Annotated in this window: 22 protein-coding genes; 12 read left to right on the top strand and 10 right to left on the bottom strand. The window is 55.3% G+C overall.

Annotated features, from left to right (window positions below; all coding sequences use genetic code 11):
• The first annotated feature begins 52 nt into the window (after window positions 1-52).
• From hslV to WNY39_RS09220, 3 genes are read left to right on the top strand one after another with little or no spacing between them, the layout of a single operon-like run.
• Window positions 53-610 (top strand): ATP-dependent protease subunit HslV, encoded by a 558-nt coding sequence (hslV, locus tag WNY39_RS09230; RefSeq protein WP_341232816.1) that lies wholly within the window; start codon window positions 53-55, stop codon window positions 608-610.
• Window positions 607-1,914, top strand: a complete 1,308-nt coding sequence (gene hslU / locus WNY39_RS09225; RefSeq protein ID WP_341232815.1) for an ATP-dependent protease ATPase subunit HslU — start codon at window positions 607-609, stop codon at window positions 1,912-1,914. Before hslV ends, hslU begins: the two co-directional genes overlap by 4 nt.
• Before the next feature lie 38 nt (window positions 1,915-1,952).
• Window positions 1,953-3,179, top strand: coding sequence for an MFS transporter (locus WNY39_RS09220; protein ID WP_342845256.1), 1,227 nt, complete (start codon window positions 1,953-1,955; stop codon window positions 3,177-3,179).
• On the opposite strand, the gene WNY39_RS09215 is transcribed toward WNY39_RS09220, so the two are convergent.
• The 3 genes from WNY39_RS09215 to WNY39_RS09205 all read right to left on the bottom strand — a co-directional run bounded on the left by WNY39_RS09215 (window position 3,170) and on the right by WNY39_RS09205 (window position 5,438).
• A complete protein-coding gene (locus WNY39_RS09215) occupies window positions 3,170-3,751 on the bottom strand; it encodes a Smr/MutS family protein (protein ID WP_342845255.1) in 582 nt (193 codons plus the stop codon). The two genes, WNY39_RS09220 and WNY39_RS09215, sit on opposite strands and share 10 nt — an antisense overlap.
• On the bottom strand, window positions 3,748-4,701 hold the full coding sequence (locus tag WNY39_RS09210) for an MltA domain-containing protein (RefSeq protein ID WP_342845402.1): 954 nt from the start codon (window positions 4,699-4,701) through the stop codon (window positions 3,748-3,750). Before WNY39_RS09210 ends, WNY39_RS09215 begins: the two co-directional genes overlap by 4 nt.
• 77 nt (window positions 4,702-4,778) lie before the next feature.
• The gene (locus WNY39_RS09205; RefSeq protein ID WP_341232812.1) at window positions 4,779-5,438 is read right to left on the bottom strand and encodes a Tim44/TimA family putative adaptor protein; all 660 of its coding nucleotides are present in this window, start codon (window positions 5,436-5,438) and stop codon (window positions 4,779-4,781) included.
• Between the two features lie 102 nt (window positions 5,439-5,540).
• Here WNY39_RS09205 and WNY39_RS09200 point away from each other — a divergent pair, with 102 nt between their 5' ends.
• Together WNY39_RS09200 and secB are read left to right on the top strand one after the other, a co-directional pair.
• On the top strand, window positions 5,541-6,038 hold the full coding sequence (locus WNY39_RS09200) for an FxsA family protein (RefSeq protein WP_341232811.1): 498 nt from the start codon (window positions 5,541-5,543) through the stop codon (window positions 6,036-6,038).
• A gap of 63 nt (window positions 6,039-6,101) precedes the next feature.
• Complete coding sequence (gene secB / locus WNY39_RS09195; protein ID WP_342845254.1) at window positions 6,102-6,593, top strand: protein-export chaperone SecB; 492 nt, start codon at window positions 6,102-6,104, stop codon at window positions 6,591-6,593.
• Here secB and dnaQ read toward each other — a convergent pair.
• From dnaQ to WNY39_RS09175, 4 genes are read right to left on the bottom strand one after another with little or no spacing between them, the layout of a single operon-like run.
• On the bottom strand, window positions 6,590-7,276 hold the full coding sequence (gene dnaQ, locus WNY39_RS09190; RefSeq protein ID WP_342845253.1) for a DNA polymerase III subunit epsilon: 687 nt from the start codon (window positions 7,274-7,276) through the stop codon (window positions 6,590-6,592). The two genes, secB and dnaQ, sit on opposite strands and share 4 nt — an antisense overlap.
• Window positions 7,269-7,859, bottom strand: a complete 591-nt coding sequence (coaE, locus tag WNY39_RS09185; RefSeq protein WP_342845252.1) for a dephospho-CoA kinase — start codon at window positions 7,857-7,859, stop codon at window positions 7,269-7,271. The genes dnaQ and coaE overlap by 8 nt, the downstream gene beginning before the upstream one ends.
• A complete protein-coding gene (locus WNY39_RS09180; RefSeq protein ID WP_342845251.1) occupies window positions 7,859-8,692 on the bottom strand; it encodes a shikimate dehydrogenase in 834 nt (277 codons plus the stop codon). The genes coaE and WNY39_RS09180 overlap by 1 nt, the downstream gene beginning before the upstream one ends.
• Window positions 8,689-9,288 carry a nucleoside triphosphate pyrophosphatase gene (locus tag WNY39_RS09175; protein ID WP_342845250.1) on the bottom strand — a complete coding sequence of 200 codons (600 nt, stop codon included), beginning with the start codon at window positions 9,286-9,288 and terminating at the stop codon, window positions 8,689-8,691. The genes WNY39_RS09180 and WNY39_RS09175 overlap by 4 nt, the downstream gene beginning before the upstream one ends.
• Before the next feature lie 402 nt (window positions 9,289-9,690).
• Here WNY39_RS09175 and WNY39_RS09170 point away from each other — a divergent pair, with 402 nt between their 5' ends.
• The 7 genes from WNY39_RS09170 to WNY39_RS09140 all read left to right on the top strand — a co-directional run bounded on the left by WNY39_RS09170 (window position 9,691) and on the right by WNY39_RS09140 (window position 17,028).
• Complete coding sequence (locus WNY39_RS09170) at window positions 9,691-10,140, top strand: CopD family protein (protein WP_342845249.1); 450 nt, start codon at window positions 9,691-9,693, stop codon at window positions 10,138-10,140.
• Between the two features lie 125 nt (window positions 10,141-10,265).
• Window positions 10,266-11,537, top strand: coding sequence for a transcription termination factor Rho (rho, locus tag WNY39_RS09165; protein WP_341232804.1), 1,272 nt, complete (start codon window positions 10,266-10,268; stop codon window positions 11,535-11,537).
• 30 nt (window positions 11,538-11,567) lie between these two features.
• On the top strand, window positions 11,568-12,854 hold the full coding sequence (gene mnmE / locus WNY39_RS09160; protein ID WP_342845247.1) for a tRNA uridine-5-carboxymethylaminomethyl(34) synthesis GTPase MnmE: 1,287 nt from the start codon (window positions 11,568-11,570) through the stop codon (window positions 12,852-12,854).
• Window positions 12,855-12,869: 15 nt separating this feature from the next.
• A complete protein-coding gene (mnmG, locus tag WNY39_RS09155; protein ID WP_342845246.1) occupies window positions 12,870-14,732 on the top strand; it encodes a tRNA uridine-5-carboxymethylaminomethyl(34) synthesis enzyme MnmG in 1,863 nt (620 codons plus the stop codon).
• A complete protein-coding gene (gene rsmG / locus WNY39_RS09150; RefSeq protein WP_342845245.1) occupies window positions 14,729-15,337 on the top strand; it encodes a 16S rRNA (guanine(527)-N(7))-methyltransferase RsmG in 609 nt (202 codons plus the stop codon). Before mnmG ends, rsmG begins: the two co-directional genes overlap by 4 nt.
• Window positions 15,330-16,130, top strand: a complete 801-nt coding sequence (locus tag WNY39_RS09145) for a ParA family protein (RefSeq protein ID WP_342845244.1) — start codon at window positions 15,330-15,332, stop codon at window positions 16,128-16,130. Before rsmG ends, WNY39_RS09145 begins: the two co-directional genes overlap by 8 nt.
• Window positions 16,131-16,140: 10 nt before the next feature.
• Window positions 16,141-17,028, top strand: a complete 888-nt coding sequence (locus WNY39_RS09140; protein ID WP_342845243.1) for a ParB/RepB/Spo0J family partition protein — start codon at window positions 16,141-16,143, stop codon at window positions 17,026-17,028.
• Here the strand turns inward: WNY39_RS09140 and hemW are convergent.
• The 3 genes from hemW to rph are packed head-to-tail and all read right to left on the bottom strand — an operon-like array spanning window position 17,025 to window position 19,496.
• On the bottom strand, window positions 17,025-18,182 hold the full coding sequence (gene hemW, locus WNY39_RS09135) for a radical SAM family heme chaperone HemW (RefSeq protein ID WP_342845242.1): 1,158 nt from the start codon (window positions 18,180-18,182) through the stop codon (window positions 17,025-17,027). The two genes, WNY39_RS09140 and hemW, sit on opposite strands and share 4 nt — an antisense overlap.
• Window positions 18,175-18,786, bottom strand: coding sequence for an RdgB/HAM1 family non-canonical purine NTP pyrophosphatase (gene rdgB / locus WNY39_RS09130; protein WP_342845241.1), 612 nt, complete (start codon window positions 18,784-18,786; stop codon window positions 18,175-18,177). Before rdgB ends, hemW begins: the two co-directional genes overlap by 8 nt.
• Window positions 18,783-19,496, bottom strand: coding sequence for a ribonuclease PH (gene rph / locus WNY39_RS09125; RefSeq protein ID WP_342845240.1), 714 nt, complete (start codon window positions 19,494-19,496; stop codon window positions 18,783-18,785). Before rph ends, rdgB begins: the two co-directional genes overlap by 4 nt.
• Between the last annotated feature and the right edge of the window lie 47 nt (window positions 19,497-19,543).

Genomic DNA, 19,543 nt, shown 5'->3' with positions numbered 1-19,543 from the left:
TTGCCCCCTGCGTTTTCGGGGACCATATAGAAGTCAAAGAAGGAGACCGAGCATGTCTAGCCAAGAATTTCCCGGATGGCACGGAACGACGATTATCGGCGTTAAAAAAGACGGTGAAGTGGTCATCGCAGGCGACGGTCAGGTCAGTCTGGGCCAAACCGTGATCAAGGGCACCGCCCGCAAGGTTCGCCGGCTTAGCCCCGGTGGTTTTGACGTGGTTGCGGGCTTTGCCGGATCGACAGCAGACGCGTTTACCTTGCTGGAACGGCTGGAGGTCAAACTTGAGGCGACACCGGGCCAATTGGCGCGGGCAAGCGTTGAATTGGCCAAGGATTGGCGCACGGATAAATACCTGCAAAAGCTTGAGGCGATGTTGATCGTCACCGATGGCACCGAGCTGCTGATTATCACCGGTGCCGGTGACGTGCTGGAACCCGAACATAACGTCGCGGCCATCGGATCCGGGGGCAACTATGCCCTAGCGGCGGCGCGCGGCATGATGGACAGCGACCGCGATGCAGAAACCGTGGCCCGCGATGCGATGAAAATTGCCTCGGACATCTGCGTTTACACCAATGGCAACCTCACGGTGGAGAAAATCAAACCATGACCGATCTAACCCCCCGCGAAATCGTATCCGAGCTTGACCGGTTTATCATCGGCCAGAACGACGCCAAACGCGCCGTTGCCGTGGCCTTGCGCAACCGCTGGCGCCGCAAACAGTTGGGCGATGACCTGCGCGACGAAGTGTACCCCAAGAACATTCTGATGATCGGGCCCACAGGTGTCGGCAAAACCGAAATCAGCCGCCGCTTGGCCAAGCTGGCCCGCGCGCCGTTCCTCAAGGTGGAAGCCACGAAATTCACCGAAGTCGGCTATGTCGGGCGCGATGTTGAACAGATCATCCGCGATCTGGTGGACAGCGCCATTCTGATGACCCGCGAACACATGCGCGAAGACGTCAAAGCCAGCGCCCACAAGGCTGCCGAAGAGCGCGTGATTGATGCCATCGCCGGTGAAGACGCCCGCGAAGGCACCCGCGAGATGTTTCGCAAAAAGCTGAAATCGGGCGAATTGGACGCCACAATGATCGATCTTGAGGTCACTGATACCTCTAGCCCGTTCCCGACAATGGATATCCCCGGCCAGCCCGGCGGTGGCATGGGAATGATGAACCTTGGCGATCTGTTTGGCAAAGCCATGGGCGGTCGCAAAACCAAGAAGCGTCTGTCGGTATCGGAAAGCTATGAAATACTGATTGGCGAAGAGGCTGATAAACTGCTGGATGATGAGACCGTTAACCGTGCCGCCATTGATGCGGTTGAACAAAACGGCATCGTGTTTCTGGATGAAATCGACAAGGTTTGCGCGCGGTCTGATGCCCGTGGCGGTGATGTGTCGCGCGAAGGGGTCCAGCGCGATCTGCTGCCCCTGATCGAAGGCACCACCGTTTCCACAAAATATGGCCCGGTGAAAACCGACCACGTTCTGTTCATCGCGTCCGGTGCGTTTCACATTGCAAAACCGTCTGACCTTTTGCCCGAATTGCAGGGCCGTTTGCCGATCCGTGTCGAATTACGCGCCCTGACCGAAGACGATTTCGTGCGCATCCTGACCGAAACCGACAATGCGCTGACGCTGCAATACACCGCGCTGATGGGCACCGAAGAGGTCGAGGTGACATTCACCGATGACGGTATCAAGGCGCTGGCCAAGATCGCCGCCGATGTGAACCAATCGATTGAAAACATCGGTGCGCGGCGTCTGTACACGGTGATGGAGCGGGTGTTCGAGGAACTGTCCTTCACCGCGCCCGACCGTAGCGGCGAAAAAATCACCGTGGATGGCGATTTTGTCGAAAAGAACCTGGGCGAGCTTGTCCGCTCCTCCGACCTGTCGCGCTACGTGCTTTAGGACTTTTCTTTCTGCCATGCGCCTGAGAATGATGGCGCATGGCATATTTTCAATTCATCCGCGCCAATTGGCTGTTTTTGTTGGCAGGTTTTCTGCTGACCTTTACGTCGTCCTATGGGCAAACCTACTTTATCTCGCTTTTCGCGGGCGAGATTAAGGGCAGTTTCGGCCTAAGCGATGGCCAATGGGGTGGCATCTATACCATCGGCACGACGCTTTCGGCGATCACGATGGTTTGGGCTGGGGTTCTGACGGATCGGTTTCGCGTCCGGCGTTTGTCATTCTGGGTGATGATTGCGCTTGCCACGGCCTGTCTGGCGATGGCCGCTGTGCCAAACTGGATCGCGCTGATCTTTGTGATTTACGCGCTGCGGCTGACCGGGCAGGGGATGATGTCACAGCTGGGATCAGTCGCCATGGTCCGCTGGTTCGAGGCGACACGCGGCAAGGCGCTTTCACTATCGTCGATGGGGTTTGCTGCGGGCCAAGCCATCTTACCCATTGTATTTGTAGCACTTTTCGCCAGTTTTCATTGGCGCAGCCTGTGGGTTCTGGCCGCTGCTTTGGTACTGCTCACCATGCCGGTGATGTTGGCGTTGTTGCGCCACGAACGCACCCCGCAATCCATGGCTGAAACCACGCAGGTGGCAGGGATGGATGGGGCGCATTGGACCCGCATGCAGATGATGCGCCACGGGCTGTTCTGGCTGATGATCCCGATGATTATCGGGCCGGCAGCATGGGGAACCGCGCTGTTTTTCCAACAGGTCCACCTGACCGAGGTTAAAGGCTGGTCACTGGTCAGTTTCGTCGCGCTGATGCCGCTTTATACCGTCACATCGGTGATTTCGACGTTCGTATCCGGATGGGCGGTTGACCGTTTCGGGGTGAACCGTGTGACGCCCGTGCAAATGCTGCCCTTTGCGGTGTCTTTTGCGGTGCTTGCCTTTGCTGACACGATTGCGATGGCGGGGGTCGGGCTGATGATCTTTGGCATCGGGCAGGGGATGCAGGCCACCGCGACATCCGTGTTCTGGGCTGAATTTTACGGCACGCGCTATATCGGGTCGATCAAGGCGGTTGCGGCCGCGTTGATGGTTTTCGGATCGGCAATTGGCCCCGGGATCACGGGCCTGTTCATCGATCTGGGCGTGGATTTCCCCGAACAGATGATCCCGATTGCGATCTATTATGTGATTGCTGCCGCCATGGCGACCACGGGCATCTTGAAATATCAGGGCAGGCTGGCCCGCTCTCAGCGTTGACGGCGCAGATAGACGTAATAGGCACCGCCGCCGCCGTGGCTGATATGGGCCTGACTGACCTGCAAAACCGCGCTGGCCAGTGGCGGCATCGACAGCCATTGCGGCACTTGATGGCGCAAGACACCGTGGCGCACCGGAATGGGCCCGCCTTCGTCGCGCATCTTGCCCTTGCCGGTGATGACCAGCACCAACCGTTTGCCGCTTTTGTGCGCGTTCAAGATGAACCGCGTCAGGGCAGGGTGGGCGCGATCCAGCGTCATGCCATGCAGGTCAATCCGGCCTTCGGGGCTTAGCTTCCCGCGCTTAAGCTTGGTAAATGCCTTGCTGTCCATCTGGACAGGCGATTTGCGAATCTGGTCGGGCAGGGATGGCATCAGATCATGGGTCAAACGGCGCGGTTTCGGGTTCGGTTTCCCCATTATCACCGACGTCGTTTTGCGGATTTGCGGGGCGCTTGGGGCAGGGCCGTCAATTTCAGCGCGAAACAGCTGGTTCAGGTCCAGTTTTTCCGTCCTTTCCGTCACCTTCTGCCACAGCGAAAGGTCGTCTTTGTTCAATCGTTTGCGGCTCATAGCAACGGCTCTGGCAGCAGGGCATAGGCGCGTTGGATCGGCATCAGCACCATCATCCGGCCGGGATCGCGCAGTTTGCCAGCCGCACGGCCAGCTTCTTCGCCCGTGCCAAAGAAGATATCGGCACGTTGCGCGCCCTTGATCGCCGACCCTGTGTCTTGGGCAACCATCAGGCGGTGCAGCGGTGTTTCGCCGTCTTTCTCAACCCAGACAGGCGCACCAAGGGGGACAAATTTCGGATCAACAGCAATGGTGCGCATGTCCGTCACAGACCGGTTCATCGCGCCAAGCGGCCCCTTGTCAGCAGGCACTTGGTTGACCTCGCGAAAGAAAACATAGGACGGGTTGTGATACAGCAAATCACGCCCGTCGTTGGGGTTGCGGCGCACCCAGTTTTTGATGACTTCGGCGCTGACCTGATGCGCGTCATAAACCCCGCGCCGCACCAGTTCGACACCGATAGACCGATAGGGATGCCCGTTTGCGCCACGGTATCCGACGCGGATAAATTCCCCGTTCGGCAGGCGGATGCGGCCAGACCCCTGAATTTGCAAGAAAAACAATTCAACCGGATCGTCGACATAAGCAATCTCAAGGCCGCGGCCCTTCATCACGTCGGTATCGAGAATTTCCCGTCGCGACAGCCATGGATTGCTCGACTTCGCCTCTTTCGGCATGGAATAGACCGGGTATTTAAACCGCGAGGACGGGTACAGATCGCCATCCAACTCGGGTTCATAATAGCCGGTAAACATCGCCTCTTGCCCGTCTTCGATCAGGACAGGGCGAAAGAACAGCTCAAAGAACTGGCGCGGGTCCGGGTTGGCTTCGGCAAAGCTGCACAAGTTGCGCCAGTCAACGTCTTCCAGATCGCGGCAGGTGTTCAGGAATGTCGCAAGGGCGGCGGCGTGGTCATCGGTTTCCCACGCGTCCAGCTGCCCGAAATCCATAACGGTATAGGTCACATCTGCAAAAGCGGGCGGCACCGTCAGGCCCGCCCACAGGAGTGTACCCGCACAGGCACGAATTAACCGTCTGTAGAAACGAGCAGCCAATTTGGATCATCCGAGCCCATGACGCGCGAGAATACCCACGTGTCTTTTTGACGTATCACTTCGGTCGGGCTGCCCTCAACAACGTTGCCTTCCTTATCTGTCACGACCGACGTCATTTCAGCAACAAACCGGATGGTCAGCTCTGCCTCGTTGGTGGCGTTGTCCATCGTCGCGTTGTCCAGCTCCATTTCACGAATACCGACGAAATGGGATTCAACCGTCAGGCCCTGATCTTCGCGGGCAGCAACACCGTCAACAAAGCTTTCATAGATGTCTTCGGACAGGAACGGTTTGATTTCGTCCAGATTGCCATGCTCGTATCCCATCACGATCATCTCATAGGCACCACGTGCGCCGCCCAGAAAATCATTGACGCCAAAGGAGGGTTCGACCCGTTTCATGTCTGCCAGGGCAATCGCCATGTCAGACCCTTCGGGCGCGTGATCGGTGATGTCCAGATCGGGGCCGCCTTCGATAACTTCGAACGCGGGACCTGCGGATTTCTTGGCGGGGCTGTCCACCTCGGGCGTTTTTTCAAACCCCTCGCGTGTTCCCAATGCATTTTTCAAACGCAAAATCAGGAATACTGCAATGCCGGCAAGCACCAGAAGCTGTATTAGGGGCGAATTCATAGGGACCTCTTGGTGAGAAACATGGAAACGTGGGTCTGTTGCCCTTATGTAGGGTGTGAACCGGGCCAAGTCCACTCTGGCCCTTATGAAAGGACCCGCCCCATGTGGCTGTTTTTAGCATTTATTGCCGTACCATTGATCGAAATTGCGTTGTTTATCCAGATAGGTGGGGCAATCGGCCTTGGCTGGACGCTGGCCATCGTCGTGGTGACGGCACTTATCGGCACGTCTTTGATGCGTAGGCAGGGTGCCATGGCGCTAGGCCAGATCAAATCATCCCTGTCCGAAGTCCGCGATCCAACCGAACCTTTGGTGAATGGCGCGATGATCCTGTTTGCGGGCGCTTTGTTGCTGACGCCGGGGTTTTTCACCGACGCCCTTGGCTTTGCGCTGTTGGTGCCGGGCATCCGCACGGTGGTATTTCAGGCGATGCGGTCACGGGTTAACGTCAGCGGGTCGGTGAATTTCAGTGGCGGGTTTACGAACGCCCCCAAACAGCCACACCGCCCCATGCAAGGTGACGTGATTGACGGCGAATATCACGAGCTGTCCGACGAGGATAAAAAGACCCAGCACCCGTCCGGCTGGACAAAGCATTGAGGGCCGCCCCGAGGTCTGATAAAGCCAGCCAAACGCATTTTTTACCCTCAAGGAGCCCGCAACATGGCTGAAGAAGCAGCACCACAACCAACACTAGCAGCCCAGCCGCAAATGCGCATTCTGGGTCAGTTTATTCGCGACATGTCGTTCGAGAATATTATGGCCCAAAAAGGCGCGCCAACCGACGTGCAGCCCGACGTGCAGGTTCAGGTAAATCTGGATGCGAAAAAGCGTGCCGCCGACAACCAATATGAATCCGCGATCAAGCTGAAAGTGACATCAAAGGCCAAAGACGGCGACGCGATGCTGTTCTTGCTTGAAATCGATTATGTCGGCATTTTCCACATCGAAAACGTGCCAGAAGATCAGATTCACCCGTTCTTGCTGATCGAATGCCCACGGATGATTTTCCCATTCCTGCGCCGCGTTGTTAGCGACGTCACACGCGATGGTGGCTTCCCACCGTTGAACTTGGAAAACATTGATTTTGTTGCGCTTTACCGCAATGAAATTGCCCGCCGTCAGGCAGAAAACCCACCAAAAGCCGACGCCTAAAGCGTCTTCCAAAGCGCGCCGTCGCCCAGTTTGCTGACAAACTCAGCATGGGCGGCGGCCTCGTCCTGCGATACCCGCGAGGGCAGGGGATTGGGCCGCGGTTTTGGCGTCCATTCTTGTGAAACATCACCGGCTTTACGCTCAGGCTTGGTTGACAGACCAAAGTCCGGTTGGCGCCCGCCGATCAGTTCCAGATACACCTCGGCCAGAATTTCACTATCCAGCAAAGCGCCGTGCAAGGTGCGCGAGGTGTTATCGATCCCAAATCGGCGGCACAGCGCATCCAGCGATGCGGGCGAACCGGGGAACCGTTTGCGTGCAATGGCCAGCGTATCAAGCGCCTGTTCCCAAGGAATCTGCGGCAGCCCCATCCATCTGAGTTCAGCGTTCAAAAATTTGATGTCGAATGCCGCGTTGTGGATGATCAGCTTGGAATCACCGATGAAATCAAGGAACTTCTGTCCGATATGCGCAAACTTGGGCTTATCGCGTAAAAATTCATCGCCAAGCCCGTGCACCTGAAATGCCTCGTCCGGCATGCTGCGTTCCGGGTTGATATATTGATGATAGGTTTCGCCAGTCGCCACGTGGCCCATCAGCTCAACGGCACCGATCTCGACAATGCGGTCGCCGCTTTCGGGATCAAAACCGGTGGTTTCGGTATCAAGAACGATCTCACGCATGGGTTAATTTTCCTTTGATGTCGTCGATGATGGCCAATACTTGGGCGCGGGCGTGTTCGATGGTGTCCGTCTCGATCACATAATCGGACAGCGCACATTTTTCATCATTTGGCATCTGTTTGGACCGTATATTTTCGAACTGTTCCAACGTCATCGTGCCCCGTGCCATAACGCGTTCTTGCTGTGTTTCTGCGGAAACGGTGACACAGGCAACCGCATCCATGCGTTTATTACCGCCGGTTTCAAAGATCAGCGGAATATCGAGAACAACAATATCAGAGCTCGCGTTTTCCAGAAAGGCAGCACGGTCCTGACCGACAAGCGGATGCACGATTTCTTCGATCTTTTTCAGCGCTGTTGGGTCGTTGGCGATAATTGTCTTAAGCGCGGGGCGTGACACTTCGCCATCAATCACGGCCTCTGGAAAGGCCTCCGTAAATGCGGGCACGGCGGCGCCCCCCTTGGCATAAAGACGGTGAACGGCGGCATCTGCATCCCAGACCGCACATCCGGCATCGGCGAACATGGCAGCGGTTGTCGATTTGCCCATGCCGATCGACCCTGTCAGCCCCAGCAAAAACATCAGCGCAGCGCCGCCAGACGGGTGGCGTTATCCACCACGGGGCGGGTGCCAAACCAGCGTTCAAACGCGGGAACCGCCTGATGTAAAAGCATACCAAGCCCGTCAACGGTGACACAACCGACGCCTTCGGCAGTTTCCAGCAACTTGGTCTTGAGCGGATTATAAACCAGATCAGTCACAACAGTCCGCGCGCGCAAACCATCCAGCGGCACGCGGAGATCGGATTTGCCCAACATCCCAAGGGAGGTCGTATTCACCAGCAGGGCTGCGTCCTCAAGCATATTGCCAGCTTTGGTCCAGTCATAAACGGTCACGCGGGCGCCAAATACGGATTGCAGGTTCTCGGCCCGCACGCGGGTCCGGTTAGACAGTAAAATCTCGGGCACACCTGCATCCAGCAGCGACGAAATAACCGCGCGTGCAGCACCCCCTGCGCCAAAGATTGCGGCCGGGCCATCGCTGGGCACCCAATTAGGCGCACCGGATTTCAGGTTTTCCAGAAAACCGTAACCATCTGTATTATCGCCCAGAATTTTACCATCGTCGCAAAAGACCAGCATATTCACCGCGCCGATCAATGCGGCGCGATCCGTTACGGTATCAACGATGTTCATCACCGCCTCTTTATGCGGGACGGTAATATTTGCGCCGACAAAACCCATCTTGGGCATGGTCCGCAGCACCTGTTCCAGATCCTTTGGCAAGACATCCATCGGGATATAGGCCCCCTGAAGGCCCATCGTTTCCAGCCAATGCCCGTGAATTTGGGGCGATTTTGAATGCGCGATTGGCGATCCTATCACGGCGGCGAGCGGTATTTTTGGCAAACTCATACGGGCAGGTCCCCTCGGATCGTTAAATAGTTAATAAGCTCGATCAGCGGCAATCCTAGGACATTAAAGTAATCCCCTTCAATCCCGCTGAACAGGCGAACACCTTCTTCTTCCAGTTTGTATGATCCAACGGCGTGCTGGATGCTATCCCAGTTGCGATCAACATAATCGGCAAGATAGCTGTCTGACACATCGCGCATGCGCAAACGCACCTGACCGACATGCCGCCAAATCGGTTTACCATCCTCAACAATAACGGCGGCCGACAGCAAGCTGTGCCGGTCCCCGCGCAGGCTGGTCAGTTGATCAATCGCATCTTGCGGGGTTTTGGGTTTCGACAGCAACGTGCCACGATGATCAAGAACCTGATCGCACCCCAAAACCAAGGCGCCGGGGGTTTTGTCGCTAACCCTGCGCGCCTTCATCTCGGCCAGGGTATCGGCAATATCGCGGGGCGGTGCCCCCTCGGACAGCATGGCCGCCTTGATCATTTGTTCATCTATGCGTGCAACATTCACCTGATGTGGAATATTGGCCTGCGTCAGCAGCTGCGCCCGGATCGACGACCCCGAGGCAAGGATAAGGGTTTGAACCATGTGGATAACCTGTGTGCGATGTTTAGGAGTTTTTAGGGACTTATCCCTGAGAATACGAGAGACAGTACACCGCTGCCGGATATCTTAGATTTCCAACCCGACTATTCAATTTTATGCGGGGTGGGATAAGGATAACTTGTCAAGTGGGTGGTTTTACTTTGCCGCCCAATTATCCACAGTTTTGTACAGGGTCTCTGCTAGATAATAATCTTCTAAACTATTGTATAAATTAAATTTTATTTGTTCATGTCTTTTTGTTAGCCCTAACCTTATTGAAAAGTTAACAAGTGGATAAACCCTAGTATATCTCGATAATCCACAGAAATCACGCTCCCTACTTACATCATCATCTTTCTTCTTTTCTTATTTATATTAGAAAGAGAGCAATGAACGGAGTGTGATATGTTTGATCTTCTAGCCCTCGCATACCCTTGGACAAAGGCGATCCATATTATGGCGGTCATCTCGTGGATGGCTGCGCTGTTCTATCTGCCGCGCTTGTTGGTGCATCACACCGAACGCGTTGGGCTAAGCGGCGAAACGCACGAGCTTTTTACCATGATGGAGTTTAAGCTGGCGAATGTGATCATGCGCCCGGCAATGATTGCCACGTGGATCTTTGGCCTATCTCTGGTTTTTACGCCCGGTATCGTCGATTGGTCGATGATATGGCCCTGGACCAAGGCAGGTGCCGTGATCGCAATGACAGGCTTCCATGAATGGCTGTACGCGCGGGTCAAAGGGTTCGCTGACGGTCAGAACACCCTAACCGGCAAACAATACCGGATGATGAACGAAGTCCCGACAGTTTTAATGATCATCATCGTCCTGTCCGTGGTCGTGAAATTCTAAGCGGATTGACGAAAGCCCCGTATCTGACTATGTATCGCCTCGCACCCAGTTCTGGGATCGCATCCGTCTGCCAAATTTAACGATACGACCCGCCTGATCTGATTGGGCCGGTACAGGATATTTCCATGACAACCGAAACGCTGAACCTCGCTGATCTTAAGGCGCAGACCCCCAAGAACCTCTTGGCGATGGCCGAAGAGCTTGAGATCGAAAACGCGTCGACCATGCGCAAAGGCGAGATGATGTTCCAGATCCTGCGCGAACGCGCGGATGAAGGCTGGGAAATCTCGGGCGACGGTGTGTTGGAAGTGCTGCAAGACGGGTTCGGATTTTTGCGCTCGCCCGAGGCAAACTATCTGCCGGGCCCCGACGATATTTACGTTTCACCCGAAATGATCCGCCAGCATTCGCTGCGCACCGGTGACACGATCGAAGGGCTGATCAAGGCGCCCGATGATACAGAGCGTTATTTCGCCCTGACCGAAGTCACCAAGATTAACTTTGAAGAGCCCGAGAAGGCCCGTCACAAGGTCGCATTTGAAAACCTGACGCCGCTTTATCCGGATGAACGTCTGACGATGGAGGTTGAAGATCCGACCGTCAAAGACCGTTCAGCCCGCATTATCGATCTGGTTTCGCCTATCGGTAAGGGCCAGCGGTGTCTGATTGTTGCCCCGCCGCGGACCGGTAAAACCGTTCTTCTTCAGAACATTGCCAATTCTATCGAAAAAAACCACCCGGAATGTTATCTGATCGTTTTGCTGATCGATGAACGCCCCGAAGAAGTTACCGACATGCAGCGCTCGGTTAAGGGAGAGGTTGTTTCCTCGACCTTTGACGAACCGGCCACCCGTCACGTTGCGGTATCCGAAATGGTTATCGAAAAGGCCAAGCGTCTGGTCGAACACAAGCGTGACGTTGTCATTCTCCTCGATTCGATCACCCGTCTGGGCCGTGCCTTTAACACCGTTGTGCCATCGTCGGGCAAGGTTCTGACCGGTGGTGTTGACGCCAACGCCTTGCAGCGCCCTAAACGCTTCTTTGGTGCCGCGCGTAACATCGAAGAGGGCGGATCGCTGACCATCATCGCGACCGCACTGATCGATACGGGCAGCCGCATGGACGAGGTTATCTTTGAGGAATTCAAAGGGACCGGTAACTCTGAAATCGTTCTGGATCGCAAGATTGCCGACAAACGTGTGTTCCCTGCGATTGATATTCTCAAATCAGGTACCCGCAAAGAGGATCTGTTGGTTGATAAAATTGACCTGCAGAAAACCTTTGTCCTGCGTCGCATTCTTAACCCGATGGGCACAACAGATGCGATTGAATTCCTGATTGGCAAGCTCAAGCAAACCAAGACGAATTCAGACTTCTTCGACTCGATGAACACCTAAGTTATTAAATTATAACAGTGGGTTAGACCAATGGATACGATTTTTGCTCAGGCTACAGCGCTAGGGCGTGCTGGGGTTTGCGTTATTCGTATCTCTGGTCCTCAAGCGTTTGATATTGCACAGAAAATAGCGACACCGCTGCCTGCTATTCGTCACGCTGCCGTACGGCCGATCACTGGCCTCGATGGCGGCACCATCGACAGCGCGTTGGTCGTGGCGTTCAAGGGGCCAAGCAGCTTTACCGGAGAAGACGTGGTGGAGCTGCATCTGCACGGCAGCATCGCTGTGGTAAAAGCGGTGTTGGAGCTGCTCTCGACCTTTCCGGATACACGGCTGGCCGAACCTGGCGAATTTACCCGCCGCGCGATGGAAAACGGAAAGCTTGATCTGACCCAAGTCGAAGGTCTTGGCGATTTGATCGAGGCCGAAACCGAAGCACAGCGTAAACAAGCGCTGCGCGTATTGTCTGGCCATCTGGGTCAACGCGTCGACGAATGGCGCGAAAAGCTGATCCGCGCCGCAGCTTTGTTAGAAGTTACCATCGATTTCGCCGATGAAGATGTTCCTGTAGATGTGTCTGGCGAAGTTCGCGAGCTTCTGAGTTCGGTCAATGATGATCTGCTGAAAGAAATCCAAGGCACCCATACGGCAGAACGTATTCGCACCGGGTTCGAAGTTGCAATTATCGGCAAACCAAACGCCGGAAAGTCCACGCTTTTGAACGCCTTGGCGGGTCGGGACGCGGCGATTACCTCTTCGATCGCCGGTACAACCCGCGACGTGATCGAGGTACGTATGGATATGGGCGGCCTTCCGGTGACCTTGCTGGATACGGCTGGCCTCAGGGAAGGCGCTGACGAGGTCGAGGCGATTGGGATCGACCGTGCTTTGTCCCGTGCAGCCGCCGCTGATTTGCGTGTTTTTCTGGTGGAAGAGGGCGAAGACCTTCCTGTTAAGGCAAAACCTGACGATATCCGCCTTTTGCCCAAGGCGGACTTGCGCGACGACCCATCGGGTTCTATCTCAGGTGTAACAGGTCAGGGCGTGTCTGATCTGATCGCGCAAATTCAATCGGTTCTGACAACGCGCAGCTTGACGGCTGGGCTTGCCACACATGAACGTCATCGAGTGGCCTTGCAGAAAGCCGCTGATGGGCTAGCATTCGCGATGTCGGTTCTGGATCATGGGCCGGATGAATATGATATAGCTGCAGAAGAGTTGCGGCATTCGATTCGTGCACTTGAAGCATTGGTGGGCCGTATCGACGCTGAAAACCTGCTGGATGTCATATTCGCCAGCTTTTGCTTGGGTAAATAGATTGGAGTGTTTCACGTGAAACATTTTGAAGTCATCGTTATTGGCGGCGGGCACGCCGGTGCCGAAGCAGCGCATGCTTCGGCGCGCATGGGTGCGTCGACCGCGCTGATTACGATGTCACGCGATGGCATCGGCGTTATGTCGTGCAATCCCGCAATTGGTGGCTTGGGCAAAGGTCACCTTGTCCGCGAAATTGATGCCATGGACGGCGTGATGGGGCGCGTCGCTGATAAGGCGGGAATTCAGTTCCGACTACTTAACCGACGTAAAGGCCCCGCAGTCCAAGGCCCACGCGCCCAGGCGGACCGGGGAATCTACCGGACTGAAATGCTGGCTGAGACGGAACAACGCGAAAACCTTGAGATTGTCGAAGGCGAGGTCGTTGATTTCATCGTCGAAGAGGGCAGGGTTTGTGGTGCTATTCTGGCCGATGGGATGTCGATCCGTTCAAACTCCGTCATTCTAACGACGGGCACTTTCTTGCGCGGGGTGATCCATATCGGTGATGTGTCCCGCTCCGGTGGGCGGATGGGTGATAAAGCTTCGGTTGATTTGGCGAAGCGCATCGATTCCTTCAACCTCCCATTGGGTCGGTTAAAGACCGGTACGCCGCCGCGTTTGGATGGTCGCACAATTGACTGGACCAATCTGGAAATGCAACCCGGCGATGATGAGCCCGTCGTTTTCTCGTTTATGTCCAAGGGTATATCAGCCAAGCAGATATCTTGCGGGATCACACATACGAACGAGAAAACGCACGAGATTATCAAGCGCAACCTTGAAAGATCCGCCATGTATGGTGGTCATATCGAAGGGGTCGGGCCGCGGTATTGCCCGTCGATCGAGGATAAAGTCGTGCGCTTCGCCGACAAGACATCCCATCAGGTTTTTCTTGAGCCCGAAGGCGTTGACGACCACACGATCTACCCAAACGGAATCTCGACCTCTTTGCCGGAAGACGTGCAGCTTGAGTATGTCCGGTCTATGGCGGGTCTTGAGAATGTCGAAATTCTTCAGCCGGGCTATGCGATTGAATATGACTATGTCGATCCGCGCGCGCTGGACCTGACGCTAAAGGTGCGCAGTGTTCCAGGGCTTTACCTTGCTGGCCAAATTAACGGTACGACGGGGTATGAGGAGGCAGCTGCCCAAGGACTTGTTGCTGGGCTCAACGCCGCGCTTGAGGCGCAAGGCAAAGAGCCGGTAATTTTTAGCCGTGCGCAAAGCTATATCGGCGTGATGATTGATGATCTTACGACACGCGGCGTGACAGAGCCTTATCGGATGTTCACCTCGCGGGCGGAGTTCCGGCTTTCTCTGCGCGCCGATAATGCCGATCAACGCTTGACGCCCCTTGCAATGCAGCTTGGTTGCGTATCCGCTGAGCGTGCAGAGGTTTTTGCGGATAAGATGCGCCGCATGGATGACGCTATGCAGACGCTGCTTGGATCAGAATGGTCGCCCAAGGAGATTTCCGAAGCAGGTATCAGGATTAACCAAGACGGTACCAAGCGGACAGGTTTCCAATTGCTCGCGTTCCCAGATGTTGTCTTTGAAGATCTGATTGTGTTGAATCCTGTGCTTGCGGATGTAGCGGATGATATCCGCAGGCAGGTGGAACGTGACGCGCTTTATGCCAATTATATCGCGCGGCAACAGCGGGACATCGACCTTCTTCAAAAAGACGAAGCGCATGTTATTCCATCAGGTTTCGACTATCGGGTCATCGATGGGCTTTCGAATGAATTAACATCAAAGTTAGAAAAAACAGCACCTACAAACCTGGCACAAGCAGCGCGGATTGATGGCATGACACCTGCAGCATTGACCCTCATACTGTCGCACTTAAAGCGTGGAAGCAGAAAGAAGTCGGCGTGAGCGCATTTGAAGGGGAAGATGTTTCACGTGAAACATTTGATCAGCTTACGCAATTCGCGGGGTTGGTTGAGAGGTGGACCACCAAGATCAACCTAATTTCCAAGCCAAGCGTTCCCCATATTTGGGAACGTCACATAAACGATTCCGTTCAGCTGTATCGCCATGCTCCGGAAGCAGATCACTGGGTCGATTTGGGAAGCGGCGGGGGCTTTCCCGCGATCGTTCTTGCGATCCTATCCAAGCAGGACGGGCGCAATACCAAGTTCACCATGGTAGAAAGCGATCAGCGTAAGTGTGTTTTCTTGCGCACTGCTGTCCGCGAGCTGGGACTGAACGGAGAAGTTCTTAATAAGCGAATTGAGGACATTCCAGCGCTTGAAGCAGATATTTTGTCAGCTAGGGCGCTTTCTGACTTGTCTAAGCTTCTTGAATACGCTGATCTGCATCTGAGCAGTGACGGTATTGCTTTGTTTCCGAAGGGTGAGAACTGGAAGGCCGAAGATTCCGACGCAAAGACCTTGTGGCACTATACTTGCGAGCCGGTTCCGAGTTTAACAAACCCCGCTGCGGCGATACTTAGAATTAAGGATATATCTCATGTCTGATCCATCGCGCCCTGTGGGCCCAAAGATTATTGCGGTGGCAAATCAGAAGGGCGGCGTGGGTAAAACGACAACGACAATTAACCTTGCAGCGGCCCTTGCTGAACGGCATATGCGGGTTTTGGTGGTTGATCTTGATCCCCAAGGGAATGCATCTACCGGACTAGGTATTGATGTCGAAGATCGTGAATACACAACATATGAGCTTCTTCTTGAGGATATCAGCTTGGATAAGGTGGTATTGAAGACGGAAACACCCGGTCTGCACGTCGTGCCAGCCACGGTCGATCTCAGCTCCGCCGATCTGGAGCTGATCTCGAACGAAAAGCGCAGCTTTCTTTTGCATGATGCTTTGCGGCAGACCCAGATGGACAGCTATGCGTTCGACTATATTCTGATCGATTGTCCACCGTCGCTTAACCTTTTGACGGTAAATGCGATGATCGCCGCGCATTCGGTCCTGGTGCCGCTGCAAAGCGAATTTTTTGCGTTGGAGGGGCTTTCCCAGCTGATGTTAACCATCAGAGAAGTCCGGCAAAGCGGGAACAAGGACCTTCGGATTGAAGGGGTTGTTCTGACAATGTACGATCGGCGGAACAACCTGTCTCAGCAGGTTGAGGAAGACGCGCGCGCAAATTTGGGGGAGCTGGTGTACAAAACAGTGATCCCGCGAAATGTCCGCGTGAGCGAAGCACCGAGTTTTGCAATGCCGGTGCTCAGCTATGATAGCGGTTCCAAGGGCGCAAAAGCCTACCGCGATCTGGCGCAAGAAATTTTGGTTAATGGCGTAGTCTAGGGGCACAACAATGGCAGACAGAGAAAAACGGCGCGGGCTGGGGCGTGGCCTTTCGGCTTTGATGGCGGATGTGGCGGAAACCCAAACGGTCGCATCCGAAGGCGCGGCCGAACGCTTTGTTCCGATTGAACAGATTTCCCCCAACCCTGAGCAGCCGAGAAAGCGGTTTGATTCCCAGGATTTGGAAGATCTGGCGAATTCGATCAAGGAGAAGGGCGTAATTCAGCCCTTGATCGTACGCCAACGCGCGGACGGCACGTTTGAGATCGTCGCGGGGGAGCGTCGCTGGCGCGCATCGCAGATGGCCAAACTGCATGAACTCCCTGTTATTGTTCGTGAATTTACCGATGTAGAGGTCCTAGAGGTCGCGATTATCGAGAACATTCAGCGCGCTGATCTGAACTCGATCGAGGAGGCGGCGGGCTATCGTCAGCTGATGGATAAGTTCGGCCACACCCAAGAGAAAATGGCCGAGGCGCTTGGTAAAAGCCGGAGCCACATTGCAAACTTGCTGCGTCTTTTGAACCTGCCCGAAAGCGTGTTGGAGATGGTGCGTGATGGCGATTTGACGGCGGGCCACGCCAGAACGCTGGTGCCTGCGGATGACCCAGTGAAACTGGCAAAGCAGATTATCGCAGGCGGTCTGTCCGTTCGCGCGGCTGAGGCCTTGGTTAAAAAGGATCAGGCTGGCGGCGGCGATGCGGCCGAGAAGAAAGCCCCGAAATCAATTGCCGAGAAAGACGCCGATACACGTGCGCTTGAGGGTGATCTAACAGCCAGTCTGGGCATAAAAGTAACGCTGAACCACAAGCCGGGCCAAGAATCCGGCCAAATGATACTCAGCTATAAAACAATGGACGAGCTGGACGAGCTGTGTCGGCTGATCTCGGGCAGTTAGTCTGACAGCAACTCTGCCAAGATCGCGTTAAGCACCATAAATCCTTGGTTTGTAACGCTTAACTGGTCGCCTACCAAATTGATCATCCCGATGTCTTGCATCCGGATGATCTTTTTCTTTGAGAGAGGTGCACCTGCCAGCGTGGTGTAACGTTTCAGGTCAACGCCTTCTTTCAAACGCAGCCCCATCATCAGAAATTCACTGGCCTGATCTGCGGGGACGAGGGGCTCGCGTGGCTTTTCGGTTTTGCCAGTGGCAGATGCATCAAGCCAACGCTGCGGATTGCTGAAGCATTCGGTGGCAAATCGTGTGCCGTTCTGCGTTAACCGACCGTGGGCGCCGGGGCCGATGCCAAGGTAATCGCCGTAGCGCCAATAAATCAGGTTGTGCCGTGACTGTGCGCCGTCACGCGCGTGATTTGACACCTCGTAAGACGGCATTCCCATTTCATCGCAAATCTCTTGCGTGGCACTGTACATGTCGGCGCCCAGATCATCGTCAGGGAGTCCGCGCAGCTTGCCAATTGCATAGCGATCACCAAAAGCGGTGCCTTGTTCAATGGTCAGCTGGTACAGAGAAATATGGTCTATCGCTAGGGATAGTGCCTGTTTCAGCTCGGTGCGCCATTCAGGAAGAGTTTGGTTTTGACGGCCATAGATCAGATCGAAACTGACCCGGTCAAAGGTAGAGCGCGCGATATCGAACGCCGTCATCGCCTCGGTCGCTGTATGAATACGGCCAAGACGTTTTAGATCCGGGTCGTTCAACGCTTGAATGCCCATCGACACGCGATTTACGCCAGCATCCCGAAATCCCTTGAAACGTCCGGCCTCAACGGAGCCTGGGTTCGCCTCAAGCGTGATTTCCATGTCATTTGCGACGGGCCACAGCCGATAGATGGCTGCGATGATATCTGCGACGACCTCGGGGTCCATCAGGCTGGGGGTGCCGCCGCCAAAAAACACTGCATTCAACACGCGGCCCTTGGTTTCGGCAGCGCCGCGTTCAAGCTCTCGCAGGTAGGCATCGCGCCAAGCCCGTTGATCAATTGTGCGACTAACATGGCTGTTAAAGTCACAATACGGGCATTTAGCCTCGCAAAAAGGCCAGTGGATGTAGAGGCCGAAACCGCCCTGACGCCAGTCTTCAGTCAAAACAGGCCGAGGTCAGTTTTGTGAACGCATCTGCACGGTGGCTGATCTTGTTCTTCTCGTCATGGGGCATTTCGGCGAATGTCTGATCATTGCCATCAGGCTGGAACATGGGGTCATATCCGTGGCCGATGTTACCGCGCATGGGCCAAACCAGCGTTCCATTTACGCGACCCTCGAATATCTCTTCGTGACCGTCGGGCCATGCCAGTACCAAAGTCGCACAAAAACGGGCGCGGCGGGGGTGGGGGGCGTTCTTTTCCTCGAGCAGGTTATGGGTTTTGGTCATCGCCATCACGAAATCGCGGCCATTGGGGGTTTCGGACCAATCAGCGGTGTAAACACCGGGGGCGCCGTCCAATGCCTCAACCTCGATCCCTGAATCGTCAGCCAAGGCGGGCAGGCCGGTGGCCTTTACCGCGGCAACGGCCTTGATCCGGGCATTACCGATAAAATTGTCTTCGGTTTCTTCTGGCTCGGCCAGGTTCATCTCGGCGGCACCCACAACGCGCACACCGAAAGGGGCGAAGAGTTCCGCCATTTCCTCAAGCTTGCCCGCGTTATGGGTGGCGATCAGGATTTGATCGCCGGTGAATTTGCGTGTCATGCGGTGGCTTCTTTTTGAATGTTAACCAGTTCCGTCACACCTTTTTCAGCAAGGTCCATCAGCTGGTTCATCTGCTCGCGGGAATAGGTGGATCCTTCGGCGCTCATCTGGATTTCGATCAACCGGCCGGTGCTGGTCATGATGAAGTTGCCGTCAACGCCCGCCTCTGAATCCTCGGGGTAGTCGAGATCAAGCACGGGCTGCCCCGCGTAGATGCCGCAGCTGATTGCGGCGACCGGATCGATCAGCGGGTCGCTGGTCACATCGCCGGCTTTCATCAGCTTGTTCACGGCCAGTTTCAAGGCGATCCAGCCGCCGGTGATGGATGCACAGCGCGTGCCGCCATCAGCCTGCAATACATCGCAATCGATGGTGATCTGACGTTCGCCCAAGGCGCTGCGATCAACGCCCGCGCGCAGGGCGCGACCGATCAAGCGTTGAATTTCAACGGTGCGCCCGCCTTGCTTGCCCATCGCAGATTCCCGGCGCATCCGGGTGTTTGTGGCGCGGGGCAACATGCCGTATTCAGCGGTGACCCAGCCCAGACCGGACCCTTTGATAAACGGCGGCACGCGGTCTTCGATGGTGGCGGTGCACAGCACATGTGTGTCGCCCATCTTGATCAGGGCAGAGCCTTCGGCGTGTTTGGTAAAGCCTGTTTCAACAGACACGGCACGCATTTCGTCAAGTTTCCGACCGGAGGGGCGCATAAGATTATCCTTTTTGATTTATATTGGGGATAACGCCGCACGCTGTG

The organism is Sulfitobacter sp. AS59 (assembly GCF_038899995.1).
Lineage (GTDB): Bacteria > Pseudomonadota > Alphaproteobacteria > Rhodobacterales > Rhodobacteraceae > Sulfitobacter.
The sequence above is the reverse complement of the archived record's forward strand: the minus strand, read 5'-3'. Positions and strand labels throughout refer to the sequence as shown.